Below are 14269 nucleotides of genomic sequence, written 5' to 3' on the forward strand. Positions count from 1 at the left end.
GAAATGACGGGCTGGGCGATCACACTTCCATGGACAGGAAACGTCGCAACTCAGCGGTTTTCGGGGTGGTGAACAGGGTCTCGGGGTCGCCGGCCTCATGCACCAGGCCTTGATGCATGAAAATCACCCGGTCGCTGACCCGGCGTGCAAAGGCCATTTCGTGGGTGACCATGATCAGCGTCATGCCCTCCCTGGCCAGCCCTTCGACGACGCTCAGCACCTCGCCCACCAGCTCGGGGTCCAGGGCTGAGGTGATCTCGTCGCAGAGCAAGACATGAGGGTTCATCGCCAGGGAGCGGGCGATCGCCACGCGCTGTTGCTGGCCGCCGGAAAGCAGGTCGGGGAAGGCATCAAAACGCTCGCCCAGCCCTACGCGGTCGAGTAATTTGCGCGCCTGTTGTTCGGCGCCCGCACGGGAGGCTTTTTGCACCAGGCGCGGGGCGAGCATCACGTTCTGACCGGCGCTCAGGTGCGGGAACAGGTTGAACCCCTGGAAGATCATCCCGACGTTCTGGCGCAGTTCGCGCATGGCCTGGCGGTCGTCGTGGCGGATCGGCTGGCCATCGACCACAACGCTGCCTTCCTGGAAGGCTTCAAGCCCGTTCAGGCAGCGCAGCAGCGTGCTCTTGCCCGAACCGCTCTTGCCGATGATGCAGACCACTTCCTTGCGGGCGATCTGCAGGTCGACGCCCTTGAGCACTTCGTTGTTGCCAAAGCGTTTGCGCAGGCCGCGGATATCCACCAGGGCAAAATCGGCCCTGGGGTCATGGGTGTGGGAGGGATTCATATCGGCAGGCCCCTATCGGCGAAGTTTCTGTTCAAGTACGCGGCTGTACCACGACAGCGGAAAGCACAGCGCGAAGTACATCAGCGCGACCGAGCCATAGATGAGGAAGGGTTGGAACGTGGCATTGGTGATGATCTGCCCGGCGCGGGTCATTTCGACGAACCCGATGACCGAGGTCAGCGCCGTGGCCTTGACCACCTGCACCATGAAGCCGACGGTGGGTGCGATGCCGGCGCGCATCGCCTGGGGCAGAATCACGTGGCGCATCTGTTCGCTGAAGCTCAGTGCCAGGCTGGCGGAGGCCTCCCACTGGCCGAGGTGCACAGACTCGACGCTGCCCCGCCAGATCTCGGTGAGGTAGGCGCTGGCGTACAGGGTCAGGCACACCGACGCGGCCACCAACGGCGTGGTTCTTACCCCGAACATGGCGAGGCCGAAATACACCAGGAACAACTGCAACAGCAGCGGCGTGCCCTGGAACAGCTGCACGTACAGCATTACCAGCCCGCGCACCAGGCGGTTGCCGGTCAGGCGCATGACCACCAGCAGCGCGCCCACCAGCCCGCCGCCGATAAACGCGATCAGCGACAGGCCAATGGTCCAGCGCATGGCCAACAACAGGTTGCGGGCGATATCCCAGGCAGAGAATTCGAACATGGGTTTTTCCTCAGCGGCCGAAGATAAAGCGCGGACCGACCCAGTTCAGCAGGCGGCGCAGGGCGATGGCCAGCAGCAGGTACAGGCCCGCGACCACGATGTAGGTTTCGAAATTACGGAATGAGTTGCTGGCGATCTGGTTGGCGGCGTAGGTCAGCTCTTCGGTGGAGATCTGGCTGCACACGGCCGAGCCGAGCATGATGATTACCATCTGGCCCACCAGCGCCGGCCACACGCGCTTGAGCGCCGGCGGCAGGATCACCCGGGAGAAGATCTGCCAGCGGTCCAGCGCCAGGCTTTGGGCCGCCTCGATCTGCCCATCCGGCGTGGCCTCGATTCCCGAGCGGGCAATCTCGCTGACATAGGCCGCCAGGTTGATCACGTTGGCCAGGATCGCGGCGGTCAGTGCGGTCATTTTCAGCCCCAGGGCCGGCAGCCCGAAGAAGATGAAGAACAACTGAATGATGAACGGGGTATTGCGGATCAGCTCGACGTACAGCCCCACTGTCCAGCGCGCCCACCCGGGCCCTTTGCTGCGCACCAGCCCGCAGGCGATGCCGAGCGCGGTACCAAAAACCGCCGACAACAGCGTGAGGCATACCGTCAACAGCAACCCGTTCAGCAACAACGGCCATTGCGTCAGTACCACGGAAAAATCCAGTGTCATGAGTCGGTCTGCTCCACCGCATGTGAGTAAGGCAGGAGGCGGCGAACCCTTGGGATACGCTCCAGCTGTTCCAGATGTTCAAGCAGTGCCTGTGCCTGAGCGGCGGGCATTCCCGGTGTGGCGCAGGCCATGAACTTGTCGTGCAGTTGGGCCCGGGACAGCGGGTTGACCGCCGAGCCCAGGGGCCGTGCGCAAAACCCTTCGACGCTGCCGCCGTCAGTGCGCACAACCTTGACCCATGCGCCTTCCGGGGCCTGATCCAGCCGCTCGGTGCTCCAGCGTTCGCTGCTGTGCATGCTCACTCGTTGCATCAGGCGCTGCATGTCCGGGCGATTGATGATTTCCGGCGTCAGCGCCGCGAGGGTGATGTCCCCCCACAGGCAGGTGCCGGCCATGGCGAACGGCATGCTGAATTGCGCTTGCTGGCGCTGGGTGGGCGAGTCGTGAGTCAGGTTCTGGATCACAATGGGCGGGACGTCGCAGATGATTTCGGCGATGTCGGGGAGCGCGACCGCGCCGCTCCCGAGCAGGTCCTTTAAGGCATCCACGGCCGCATGGGATGACAGGCAAAGCGGGATGCGCTTGATGTCGACGCCCGGATCGAGCAGGTTCCAGTGTGCCCCCGGCAGAGGCAACGCCTTGAGTACGCCCGCGTTGAACATCGCCGCCAGGCCATTGGCATGTTCGACGATATCCACCGGCCCTCGACTGCCCTGCTCCGCCAGCAACGCCGCGATCACGCCCGCCTCGCTGGTGCGCCCGGCCATCAGAGCCTTGGCGTCGGTGCCAAAGCAGGCCTTCGTGGCCGCCGTGCTGGAGAGTGCAATCCCCAGCGCTGAAGCCGTGCGTTCAGCGTCAAGGCCGAGGGCGTGGCACGCCGCCGCGCAGGCGCCCACGACGCCGAGCAACCCGGTGGTCCACCAGCGGCGCTCATAGAGCTGCCCCGTCAATGCCCCGGCCAGTGCGTACTCACACTCGGCCCCCACCACAAACGCCGTCAGCAAGGCTGCGCCATCCAGGTCACGCATCTGCGTCACGGCCAGGGCCGCCGGAATGATCACCACCGAGCCATGGACCACGCCCGGGTAGCAGTTATCGTCGAAATCCAGCGCGTGCCCGGCCGTCGCGTTGACGAAGGCCGCTGCCGGCGCGCTGAGGCATTGGGCATGCCCCGGCAACGCTGAATGCCCGGCGGCGCTGACGGCGAGGCTGATGGTTCGCGCCTGGTTGGCGACGTCACTGTGACTGCCCGCCAGCATGACGCCGAGCGTATCTATCAGGCAGCGCTTGGCCGCGTGCTGCACCGCCAGCGGAATTTGCTCCAGGCGCACGGTCGAGCTCCAGCGCGATAGCGCAACGAGGGTTGGGGTCAAGTCGCTCATGGTTACTCTGGAAGCTCACCGGCCGGGGCTCCCAGCCATTTCTGCGAAATCGCGTCGAGTGTCCCGTCGGCCTTCGCCGCCCGAATGATCTCGTTGACCTTGGTCCGCAGCTCAGGCTGATCCTTGTTCATGCCGATGTAGTTCGGCGAGTTGGACAGCACTACCTTGAGCGCGATGTCCAGGTTCGGGTTTTTCTGCTTGAGGGAGGCCGCGACCGTGGTGCCGATGGCGACCATTTGGGTCTGGCCCGACATGAACGCGGAAATGGTGCTGTTGTTGTCCTCGAACCGCTTGGCCACAGCCAGTGGTGCGGTGTCGGTCAGCTCGCGGTCCTGCATCGAGCCCCGGGTAACCGACACCGATTTGCCCGCCATGTCGGCCAGGGACTTGACCGGTAATCCAGCGGCACCGAACACCGCGTCGAAGAACGGCGAGTAGGCAATGCTGTAGTCGATCACCTTCTCTCGCTCCGGGGTCTTGCCCAGCGACGAGATGGTGAAATCGGCCTTGCCCGACTGGATGTAGGCCACCCGGTTAGGCGCGGTGACAGGCACCAGCTCAAGCTTCACCCCCAGCTTGTTCGCCATCAGGTTGGCGACGTCGATATCCAGGCCCTGGGGCATCATGTCGGGGCCTACATAACCGTAAGGTGGATAGTCCACCGGCACCGCAACACGCAGTTCCTTGCTTTGCAGAATGTGATTCAGCGCGTCGCCAGCCTGCACGAACGGGCTGGAAAACAGTGCGCAGAGGGCGGTCACGATCAGGGTTGTCTTAAATGGCTGGTGCGGGTTCACGTTCATGCGGATGCTCCAAGGGTTAAACGGCTCAGGGTTCGAAAACAGCTGCGGTTGAGGCGGACGACCGTTCACCCCAGGTCCCACCACTCGCCGAGGCTCAGCAGTTGTTCTTCGGTGTGGGTGACCGAGGCTTCGGTGTTCTGGCTGGAGCTGGCCGACATCAACGCCACGAGGATTTCGCTGACCAACATGGCCGGCACGATGGTGTCGTAGAAGGACGGTGTCTGGTTTTTCACGATGATGGTTGCCGCCGCCAACCGGGCGGTGGGAGATGTGACGCTGTCGGTGATGGCGATGACGCGCACGCCCTGCTGGTGCAGGTAATTGGTCAAGGTGATCAGGCGCCGTGAATAGCGCGGCAAACTGCACACCAGCGCCACATCCTTCGGGCTGGTCTGGTTGATGATCGACATCACGCCGCTTTCGCCGGCCCCTTCAACCAGGCGCACGTTCTTCGCGAAATACGAGGCCACGTGAGAGAACTGAAACGCCACGCCGAACGATGAGCGCATGCCCAGGCAATAGACCTGGCGGGCACCCGCCAGCAGAGCCACCGCGCGGGAAATCGATTCGAGATTGTCCTGGCTGCACATCAACTGGATCTGTTCGATGGCGTTGTTGGCCATGTCCTCAATCACCCGGTGCGCGCCGACACGTTGCTTGAGTTCCACCAGATCATGGGCCCGGGAACCATAGGCGCTGTTATGCCCGCGCAATGAATCGATGAACACTTCGCGCAGCTCGTCATACCCGGCCATGCCCACTCGTTTGGCCAGGCGGGTCATGGTCGAAGGTGGCACATTGGCCAGGCGCGACAGATCCCGCATGGACATCACCGCGACCTCGTGCGGGTTATCCAGAATAAAACTGGCGGCAGCGCGCTCCTGTCGGGGAAGGTGTCGAACTGCTGTTTCAGATGTGCGCAAAGACGATCACGGTCCATCGGCATAACCACGAATGACTGCGGAAGATGCAGGTGAAATTGCAACAGCTGTGCCAGAAAAAAATCGAGTGATTCAAATGAACCAGTATTCGCGGCGCGTGTTTTGGCGCAGGTGGCACGCGCTCAGCCGCCTGCCACCCAAATTCGATTGGCCTGATTCATTCTTTGATTCGCCTGGATCAGCGAGCGGCGGGTGCAAAGCCGATGAGGACCGGGCATTCGCGTGCAGATCCCGGTGTGTACGCGTTTAGATGGTGCAGCGCACCGGGCTGGTGCGGGAGGCAGGTATTGCTCGATGGGCATGCCGGGTCAATCCGATATAGTATGCCGACTTATCACCCACCCCATTTGCTGGAAGCTAAACGAACGTCCTCTTCCGCGCGAAGAGCCGTGCGCCACGGGTGATCTACCCCTCGTCAGTAACTCAACTGTTTACGGAATGAACATGCAAAACAATACAGATTTAAAGGGATTGAGTGGCTGGCTGATATTAGTTGGAATCGGCTTGATCTTTAGCGTTTTCCGCCTGGCCTATCTCTTCATCCCGTTGTACTACTCTATTTTCACAAACGGCACATTTGACAGCGTCACGACCCCTGGAACAACGTTTTACAACCCGTTCTGGGGCGCGCTGTTGATTTTTGAAGCGGTCTTCAACTCCCTGCTGACCTTGACGTATCTGTATCTGGCTTATCTGTTTTTCTCAAAGCACTACCTATTCCCAAAAATTTATATAGCCACACTCACCGCCGCCGTTATTTTCATCCCTTTGGACGCCTGGTTTGTCTCACTTATCATGCCTGGTCAACCCACATTCGACGTCAACTCCGTAAAAGAATTTATGCGGGGATTAGTGTCCGCCACCCTATGGATTCCTTACATGCTCGTCTCTAAAAGGGTAAAGGCAACGTTTGTAGAATCCAGGCCTGAGGCGAAGCCGAACCCGGTCGTTCAGACGGACATCGTCGCCGGCAATAACATGGGAAGTGGCGATTAACAGCCGCAACGAAATCAACCCGGGCACGCCCGGCACCAGGCCGGGCCCACCCTCAGTCAGGGTCAACCGCCCCCCGATTCCTGCTGCCGAAAGGTGTGTTTTCAGGCAGCCGGAGAAAGCACTTCCGAGCGCTGTGGTGCGGCCTGGGGACGTCTGAGGCGTTGCTGACCAGCCAGTTGGGCCTGGACTACAGCGACCGCATCCAGGACCCTCTGCGCCCAGTGCTCATCCTGCGGGTTCACGACCACCACACGAAAGCCGTGATCATGACCTTCAAGCTGCACACCCTCGGAATCATCGACATGCAAGTCGATATCAAAGGCCGGCGGGAATTTCGAGGGCGTGTTCGACAGCCCGCGCACCGTCAGGGCGCGGTTATGCAGCACACTGTTAACCACCCCGTCGACGCGAATGCCGTAGAGCATCAACCAGCGCCTGATGTAGGAAGGCTCTCGGCCGGACGATGTGTAGACCCAGATACTGCAGCCCTGCCGGCGCAGCTCCCGGGTCAGGGAGCGTGTGCCAATACGCAACGGCTCACCCAGCCAGCGGTGAACACAGTCCGGCAGCCAGCTTGGCTCGACGGCAGAATGGTGGAGTTGGCAGGCCAGCGTGTCATCGATATCAAACGAGATACGGATGCGCGGGCGCTTGAACACGCGCATGGGCATGGCCTGCCGGACGGCTTGCAAGACGCTCCTGCCGGAGGTCCGGCATTTGCTGGCAAGCGTTGGATACCCGCTCATTAATGGCCTCCCCGGTAGAGGGTCTGCGGTGCGTCGCTCAAGAAAAACACCTCGGGATCAGGAGCCTGTTCCTCCAGGAAGGCGGCGTATTTTTTCTTGATCTTGGGCAATTCATACAACGCCTTGACTCCATGTTTGGCAGAGTTGCGGATCACCGAGGAGGGATTGAAGTAGCCCTCGGCATTTTCAAGCGTCAACACGAACGGCGGCAAACCTGCGCGCATGAGCAAATAGCTGACGATCAGCGACCCGCTGCGGTTGTTGCCTTCGATGAACAATTGCGGCTTGCTGAGGATTCGTACATAGACACCGGCTGCGCGCTTCCAGACGGATTCACTGCGATACGCGCAGTACCAGTTGTACAAGTCCTTGATGCCGCCTTCAACGTTGTTGAAAAAGTGCTGCTCGGTCGCCTCCAGGTGATGACTGTACTCCTGGCGACGTGCCGGATCCGTGCCGCAGAGCACGGTGGCATTGATCTCCAGCATCAGGTCCAGGTGCTGAAGGTCAAACAGGTCGACACCCCGTGCGACATAATCGTCAATCAGCGCATAGCCCTCAAGCACGTTGAGCAGCACTTCGTCGGTAAAGGGGTCGCGCGGCTCGGTAAAGTGCCGGCTGAGCTCTGCAAAGCGGCGCTGTACCTCACGCAGTGCGCGTTCAATCGCAGGCAAATCAAGGCGACGTGGAGCAGACATTGGCAATCCTGGGAAACGGTAAAGGGGCCGGTCAGCTGAACTTGCCGCTGATGTAATCCTCGGTCATTTGTTCACGCGGGCTGCCGAAGATCTGGGTGGTCGGGCCCATTTCAACCAGGTACCCGGTGCGCGTGCCCTGGGAGATGTCCACCGAGAAAAACGCGGTGGTGTCAGCCACACGAATGGCCTGCTGCATGTTGTGGGTCACCAGGGCGATCGTGTAGTCCTTCTTCAACTCGATCATCAGCTCTTCGACCCGGCGGGTCGCGATCGGGTCGAGTGCGGAACAGGGCTCATCCAGCAGCAACACTTCCGGCTCGGTGGCAATGGCGCGGGCAATACACAGCCGCTGCTGCTGGCCACCGGAGAGCGACAGGCCGCTGACCTTGAGCTTGTCCTTGACCTCGTCCCACAGCGCGGCGCCTTGCAAGGCGTGCTTGACGCGGTCGCCCAGGTCGCCCTTGTAGCGGTTGAGGCGCAGGCCGAAGGCGACGTTGTCGAAGATGCTCATCGAAAACGGGTTTGGCTGCTGGAACACCATGCCGATGTAGCGGCGGACGACCACCGGGTCTACACCCTTGCCATACACGTCCTGCCCGAGGAAATGCACGTGGCCCTCGAAGCGAAAGCCCTTCACCAGGTCGTTCATGCGGTTGAGGCTGCGCAGCACCGTACTCTTGCCGCAGCCCGAAGGACCGATGAAGCCGGTGATCTTGTTTTTCTCGATCGGCACATGGCTGTCACGCACCGCCATGAAGTTGCCGTAGAAAATCCGGTCCAGCTTGCAGTCCATGACCACTGGTTCCTGGGTGACAAACGGAGCGGCTATTTGCGCAGTTGATACGTTCAAAATTCAGGTGCTCCCGTTCTCAATACTTGGGCTTGCCGAAAATCCGGCTCACGATATTCACGACCAGCACGATCATCACCAATACCAGCGAGGCCGCCCATGCGAGCTCGAGCTGGTTGTCGAAAGGCATGCCGGAGAAGTTGTAGATCAGCACGGCAAGGGATGCCGTCGGGTTCATGACCTCCAGGCTGCCGTCGTGGAAGATCCAGTAGTTGCTGAACAGCGCGGTAAACAGCAACGGCGCGGTTTCACCGGCAGCACGTGCCACGGCGAGCATGACGCCCGTGAGGATCGCCGGCATGCCGGTGGGCAGGATGATTTTCCAGATGACCTGCGAGCGGGTGCAGCCCATGCCGTAGGCGGCGTCCTTCATGATCTTGGGCACCATGCGCATCGACTCTTCCGCCGTCAGCACCACGATGGGCAGCATCAGTACCGCCAGGGCCACGCCACCTGCTGGCGCCGAGTAGGTGCCGGTGGTCATCACCACCAGGGCGTAGGCAAACACCCCGGCCAGGATGGAAGGCAGGCCGGTGAGCATTTTGGCGGCAAAGCGCGAGGCGTTCGCCAATTTGCTGTCCGGCCCCAGCTCAGCCAGGAAGATGGCGGCCATGATGCCGACCGGAACCGCGATGGCAGCAGCGATACCGACCATCACAAAGGTGCCGGCCATGGCGTTGCCGAAACCGCCGCCCGTCTCGAAGCCCGTCGGTGGCAGTTCGGTGAACACCTCCAGGCTCAGGCGTGCGCCGCCACGGGTGATCAGCATGTAGAGCACGGAAATCAGTGGCACGCTGGCCACCAGTGCGCCAAGCCACACCAGCGTGGTCAGCACCAGGCTGCGCAGGGCACGACCTTCAAACTTGCGCTGCAGGCTGGGCACCGCGCTGAGGGGGGACGTGAGGTCAGTCATTGTTTGGTACCCCGCTGGGCGTAGAGCATGATCATCGAACCGATGACGTTCACCAGCAGCGTGATGAACATCAGCACCAGGGCGGCATACATCAACACCTCAATCTCGTTGGGCCCGGCTTCCGGGAAGTTCAGCGCCAACAAGGCGGCCAGCGTGTTGGCCGGTGCAAACAGGGAAAGCGAAATGTTGTTCGCGTTGCCCACCAGCATGGCCAGCGCCATGGTTTCACCCAGTGCGCGGCCGAGGCCGAGAACCAGGGAGCCGAAAATGCCGGTGGCGGCGGACGGCACCATCACTTTGAGAATGGCTTCCCAGTGGGTGGTCCCCATGCCGTAGGCAGCCTGCTTGGTTTTCATCGGGACGCTGGTGAGGGCATCCTGGGAAACGGCGGCAATCGTCGGCAGAATCATGATGGCCAGTACCAGCGCGGCCGGGAGCAACCCAGGCCCGCTCAAGGACGTGCCGAAAAAAGGTATCCAGCCCAGCTCGCTGTTCAGCCAAGCCGTCAGTGGACGAATCGCCGGGATCACTACATAGATGCCCCACAGGCCGTAGACGACGCTGGGGATGGCTGCGAGCAATTCGACGATGGTGCGAAACACGGCTGCCAGCTTTGCCGGCAGAAAATCCTGGGTCAGGAAAATCGCCATGCTGACGCCAAAAAAGCCTGCAATCAGCAGCGCGATCAGGGCGCTGTAGAGCGTGCCCCAAATGGCCGGCAGAATGCCGTACTTGCCTTGGTTAACGTCCCAGACACTGCCAAAAATCACGTCAAAACCGTGCTTTTCCATGCCGGGAAGGGCCTTGCGTCCCACCTCGAACACCAAGGCGGCGACCAACGCCAGAATCAGTACCACCCCGATTCGTGCAAGCGCACGGAAAGTGCGATCCACCAGGAAGTCCTTTGCCGACGGTGGCTGGCAGGCAGAATCCGGGTTAACCGGTACGACGAAAGGTTTGTTCATTGGCTAATTCCGGACCAGGGGGAAACGCTCCCGGCATGGCTGACAGCACACACCGGGAGAGACCTCACGCGCATTACTGGATGTTGGCGGACGCTTTGCGAACCTGTTCGACAACCGATTGCGGCAGAGGGATGTAACCCATCGAGTCGGCGATTTTCTGCCCCTCGGTCAGGCTGTATTCGACCATTTCACGCATGGCCTTGGCCTTGGCCGGGTTACCGTTGTCCTTGCGGAAGATCATCCAGGTGTAGGAAGTGATCGGGTAGGACTTGGCGCCGTCCGGGTCCGGCAGCCAGGCCACCAGGTTTTCCGGCATTTTCACCGCGGCCAGTGCCTCGGCACCGCTTTCAGCGGTCGGCACTACGTAATGACCGGCCTTGTTCTGCAGCTGGGCGAAGTCAACCTTGGCCAGCTTGGCGAAGCCGTATTCGATGTAGCCGATGGCGCCCGGGGTCTGGCGCACGGTGGCGGTCACACCGTCGTTTTTAGGCGATTTGATGAATTTGTCACTGGCTGGCCAGTTGACGGTGTTGCCTTCACCCAGCGCCTTCTGGAACTCCGGGTTGATCGCTGCCAGGTGTTTGGTGAATACCGCGGTGGTACCGCTGGAGTCTGCACGCACGACCACGGTGATTGGCGTATCGGTCAGCTTCAGGTCCGGGTTGGCAGCGGCGATCTGTGGATCGTTCCACTTGGTGATCTTGCCCAGGAAGATGTTGGAGTAGACGTCCCGTGGCAATTTCAGCCCTTTTGGGTTGCCTGGCAGGTTGTAGGCCAGCACGATTTCACCCGCGGTCATCGGCAGCAGCTGCACGCCTTCGGCAACCTTGGCGATGTCTTCGTCTTTCATGGCCGAGTCGCTGGCAGCGAAATCGACGGTTTTATTCAGGAAGTCCTGTACACCCGCGCCGCTGCCCTTGGATTGGTAATCCACCGTGACACCTGGGGTCTTCTTGCTGAAATCCTTGAGCCAGGTCAGGTAGATCGGCGCCGGGAAGCTCGCACCGGAACCGGTCAGGCGAACGCTTTCCGCAGCAAAAGCCATAGAGCTGGCACAAAGAGATACCGAAACGGCGAGTGCAGCGGACTTCATCAAGCTCTTCATTAAGGAAACTCCTTGTGATAATTGGCCTCCGCACTCTGCAATAGGGTTGTTACAGTTTTATGAAAATTGGGTGGCGACGCGCTTTTGTCCCCATTTGCCACCTCAATAGCCGGGTTTTCCGATGTAATTACTTCGTAACAAGTTGCGACTAACACTCAGCCACTCCCCTCCCGACGCGAGCGCCTCCCATGTTTTCAACAGAAGAAGCCTTGATACAACGCATCCACCGTGAGCTGCTGGATCACAGTGACGAAGAGCTGGAACTGGAGTTATCCGAAGACGGGCATGACCTGAATGCCCTGTTTGATGAGCACGTTGAGGAAAGCAGCGAGAAGGCCGCGCGACGGATCTACTTCAGCGAACTGTTCCGCCTGCAAGGCGAACTGGTGAAGCTGCAAAGCTGGGTGGTCAAGACGGGCCACAAAGTGGTGATTCTGTTTGAAGGGCGCGATGCAGCCGGCAAGGGCGGTGTCATCAAGCGAATTACCCAACGACTCAACCCCCGAGTCTGTCGTGTGGCCGCCCTGCCCGCCCCCAACGACCGCGAACAGACGCAGTGGTACTTCCAGCGCTACGTCTCACACCTGCCGGCCGCCGGTGAAATCGTGCTGTTCGACCGTAGCTGGTACAACCGTGCAGGCGTCGAACAGGTCATGGGGTTTTGCAACGAGGATCAGTACGAGGAGTTCTTCCGCACCGTCCCGGAGTTCGAACGCATGCTCGCCCGCTCCGGCATCCAGTTGATCAAGTACTGGTTCTCCATCTCCGACCAGGAACAGCACCTGCGCTTTCTGAGTCGCATTCACGACCCGCTCAAACAGTGGAAACTCAGCCCGATGGACCTGGAGTCGCGCCGGCGCTGGGAAGCCTACACAAAGGCCAAGGAAATCATGCTGGAGCGCACCCACATCGCAGAAGCCCCCTGGTGGGTGGTGCAGGCCGATGACAAGAAGAAGGCCCGGCTCAACTGCATCCATCACCTGCTCGGGCAGATGCCTTATGAGGAAGTGCAGCTACCGGTGATCGAACTGCCGCAACGCGTCAGGCAGGAGGACTATTCCCGCAGCCCGACGCCACCGGAACTCATCGTGCCTCAGGTTTACTGAGGCAGGCCAAGCACAAATCACCCAACGCTGATCACTGCCTTCGCGGTACGCACCGCACTGAAGGATTCACGTTGCCTTGGGCGGCACCTCAGGTAATCTCAGACGTGGCAGGTCCAAAGGGGGCCTGCCCATGAATGCAAGGTCTTTCGGCATGATGAGATTGCGACACGTAGCCCTGGTGGCCCTGCTCGGCGCCCCCTGTCTTTCTTATGGGGAACCCACTATTCAAGTTGGTTTTTCCCCGGAAGGCTCCGCCAGGAAACTCGTTCTGGAAACGATTAAGGGTGCCAGGCACAGCATCCAGATGCTTGCTTACGCCTTTCAGGCGCCCGACATCATGCAAGCGTTGGTAGACGCGAAGACCCGTGGCGTGCAGGTACGGGTGGTGATCGACAAGAAGCGCAACCTGGGTAAAACGAGTAAAGCCGCCATGGACTTTGTGACCCGCAACGGGGTGGAGTTGCGGACCAACGACCAATTTCACCTCCACCACGATAAGACGATCATTGTCGATGGCAACACCGTCGAAACCGGCTCCTTCAATTTTGCCCAGTCCGCCGAGACGGCCAACTCCGAGAATGTTGTAGTCATTCGCGATAGGCCGGAGGTAACACGCCAGTACGTTGCGCACTGGCAATCGCGATGGGAACTTGGGGAGCCCTACCCTTCACCGTCCCCCCGCGGGCTTCAGTGATCGGCATCCTTTTCTCCAGGCGAAAAAAAACGCTCAAGGCGGGAATCAACGGGTAGTCTATGAGCTCAACGCACGGAGGCATTTATGAAGCACAAGGCAATTTTTCTTCTCGCTGCTCTGCTCGCCGGCTGCTCTGCTTACAGCGAGCGAGGCAGTGATGAAGGTGGCAGCAAGAACGGAAAGAATGGTGAATCGGTTAGATGTGACGCTTCCCCCCCAAACCAGCCAGGGTGTTACACCCCTCGCCCCTCATGGAGCTGGTGGCCGTCTGAGAAAATCCATCTACGGTTGGGCCCACAACCCTGATGGGCAGCCTTTTTTGATTTTTTGGCTGCAGCCATATTGAGAGACTCTGATACGCCAAAGGTCTGGATTCAAATCCAGACATTAGTGATGCCAACGGGAAATCGCTATTCTCAGTTTCCCGTGGCTTAATGCAGCCACGAGCAGTCATTTTCAGGGAACATTCACTCGATACTTATCACATCGGCGGCAACGCCACTTTGGGAAGAGTGCAGATGACAGTCGAAGTAACGGTAGGGTCAATCACGGAAGAGTTCGGTGCTCCGTCGTTCGTGCACTCTTTTTTCTCAACGATCAGCGTGCATTGTGAACCCCACGGTTGGGGCTCCCATCTGCCACATCTGATGAATGAACTCTACCAAGGGCGCCTTCCTCATATGAGTGCCTTGCCTGCACTGGCCGAACTAAGGCTGGCGAAAGCCACGCTGGACAACTTACCCCCCTCTTCTGTCGTCTGGGACATTGAGAATCGTCAGTCCATACCACCTTGGGGCAATGACATCTCTGCGCACATCACGAGCCTTGGCAACTACTTTGTGTCGAGCAGCGGACTCGATGTCTTCCAGGTACTCGAATGTGTGCTAGTCGCCTCCGCCGAAGAGCATCAGGATGTCGTTCTACAGTGACGAATACATTCGGCTACTGGCCAAGAACGT

At 60.1% G+C, this 14269-nt stretch carries 16 protein-coding genes; 4 read left to right on the forward strand and 12 right to left on the reverse strand.

The features are described 5' to 3' along the window. Nucleotides 1-19: 19 nt before the first annotated feature. From JFV30_RS13965 to JFV30_RS13990, 6 genes are all read right to left on the reverse strand, one after another. Nucleotides 20-787, reverse strand: coding sequence for an amino acid ABC transporter ATP-binding protein (locus JFV30_RS13965; protein WP_201124320.1), 768 nt, complete (start codon nt 785-787; stop codon nt 20-22). A 12-nt stretch (nt 788-799) separates the two neighbouring features. Next, nucleotides 800-1444 (reverse strand): amino acid ABC transporter permease, encoded by a 645-nt coding sequence (locus tag JFV30_RS13970; RefSeq protein ID WP_201124321.1) that lies wholly within the window; start codon nt 1442-1444, stop codon nt 800-802. Nucleotides 1445-1454: 10 nt separating this feature from the next. Beyond that, on the reverse strand, nt 1455-2111 hold the full coding sequence (locus JFV30_RS13975) for an amino acid ABC transporter permease (RefSeq protein WP_078742485.1): 657 nt from the start codon (nt 2109-2111) through the stop codon (nt 1455-1457). Next, complete coding sequence (locus JFV30_RS13980) at nt 2108-3493, reverse strand: MmgE/PrpD family protein (RefSeq protein ID WP_201124322.1); 1386 nt, start codon at nt 3491-3493, stop codon at nt 2108-2110. The genes JFV30_RS13975 and JFV30_RS13980 overlap by 4 nt, the downstream gene beginning before the upstream one ends. Before the next feature lie 2 nt (nt 3494-3495). Further along, nucleotides 3496-4296: a transporter substrate-binding domain-containing protein gene (locus tag JFV30_RS13985; protein ID WP_201124323.1), complete on the reverse strand. Its 801-nt coding sequence runs from the start codon at nt 4294-4296 to the stop codon at nt 3496-3498. Between the two features lie 65 nt (nt 4297-4361). Next, nucleotides 4362-5219, reverse strand: a complete 858-nt coding sequence (locus JFV30_RS13990) for a MurR/RpiR family transcriptional regulator (protein ID WP_242487077.1) — start codon at nt 5217-5219, stop codon at nt 4362-4364. Between the two features lie 462 nt (nt 5220-5681). On the opposite strand from JFV30_RS13990, the gene JFV30_RS13995 reads away from it, so the two are divergent. Further along, a complete protein-coding gene (locus JFV30_RS13995; protein WP_201124325.1) occupies nt 5682-6233 on the forward strand; it encodes a DUF2569 domain-containing protein in 552 nt (183 codons plus the stop codon). Nucleotides 6234-6334: 101 nt separating this feature from the next. Here the strand turns inward: JFV30_RS13995 and JFV30_RS14000 are convergent, their stop codons facing one another. From JFV30_RS14000 to pstS, 6 genes are all read right to left on the reverse strand, one after another. Continuing rightward, on the reverse strand, nt 6335-6979 hold the full coding sequence (locus tag JFV30_RS14000; RefSeq protein WP_201124326.1) for a hypothetical protein: 645 nt from the start codon (nt 6977-6979) through the stop codon (nt 6335-6337). Next, a complete protein-coding gene (locus JFV30_RS14005; protein ID WP_201124327.1) occupies nt 6979-7677 on the reverse strand; it encodes a hypothetical protein in 699 nt (232 codons plus the stop codon). The genes JFV30_RS14000 and JFV30_RS14005 overlap by 1 nt, the downstream gene beginning before the upstream one ends. Before the next feature lie 31 nt (nt 7678-7708). Then, complete coding sequence (pstB, locus tag JFV30_RS14010) at nt 7709-8470, reverse strand: phosphate ABC transporter ATP-binding protein PstB (RefSeq protein WP_010171496.1); 762 nt, start codon at nt 8468-8470, stop codon at nt 7709-7711. Between the two features lie 76 nt (nt 8471-8546). Then, the gene (gene pstA / locus JFV30_RS14015) at nt 8547-9440 is read right to left on the reverse strand and encodes a phosphate ABC transporter permease PstA (RefSeq protein WP_201124328.1); all 894 of its coding nucleotides are present in this window, start codon (nt 9438-9440) and stop codon (nt 8547-8549) included. Further along, the gene (pstC, locus tag JFV30_RS14020; RefSeq protein WP_010171502.1) at nt 9437-10405 is read right to left on the reverse strand and encodes a phosphate ABC transporter permease subunit PstC; all 969 of its coding nucleotides are present in this window, start codon (nt 10403-10405) and stop codon (nt 9437-9439) included. Before pstC ends, pstA begins: the two co-directional genes overlap by 4 nt. A gap of 73 nt (nt 10406-10478) precedes the next feature. Then, nucleotides 10479-11510 carry a phosphate ABC transporter substrate-binding protein PstS gene (gene pstS / locus JFV30_RS14025; RefSeq protein WP_029615931.1) on the reverse strand — a complete coding sequence of 344 codons (1032 nt, stop codon included), beginning with the start codon at nt 11508-11510 and terminating at the stop codon, nt 10479-10481. A 188-nt stretch (nt 11511-11698) separates the two neighbouring features. Between pstS and ppk2 the strand changes: the two genes are divergently transcribed. The 3 genes from ppk2 (at nt 11699) to JFV30_RS14040 (ending at nt 14239) form a co-directional block, all read left to right on the forward strand. Beyond that, nucleotides 11699-12616: a polyphosphate kinase 2 gene (ppk2, locus tag JFV30_RS14030; RefSeq protein ID WP_010171505.1), complete on the forward strand. Its 918-nt coding sequence runs from the start codon at nt 11699-11701 to the stop codon at nt 12614-12616. Between the two features lie 130 nt (nt 12617-12746). Next, complete coding sequence (locus tag JFV30_RS14035) at nt 12747-13310, forward strand: phospholipase D family nuclease (RefSeq protein WP_242487078.1); 564 nt, start codon at nt 12747-12749, stop codon at nt 13308-13310. Between the two features lie 518 nt (nt 13311-13828). After that, nucleotides 13829-14239, forward strand: a complete 411-nt coding sequence (locus JFV30_RS14040) for an Imm70 family immunity protein (RefSeq protein ID WP_201124329.1) — start codon at nt 13829-13831, stop codon at nt 14237-14239. The last annotated feature ends 30 nt before the right edge of the window (nt 14240-14269 follow it).

It is taken from the genome of Pseudomonas sp. TH32, assembly GCF_016650855.1.
Classification (GTDB): domain Bacteria; phylum Pseudomonadota; class Gammaproteobacteria; order Pseudomonadales; family Pseudomonadaceae; genus Aquipseudomonas.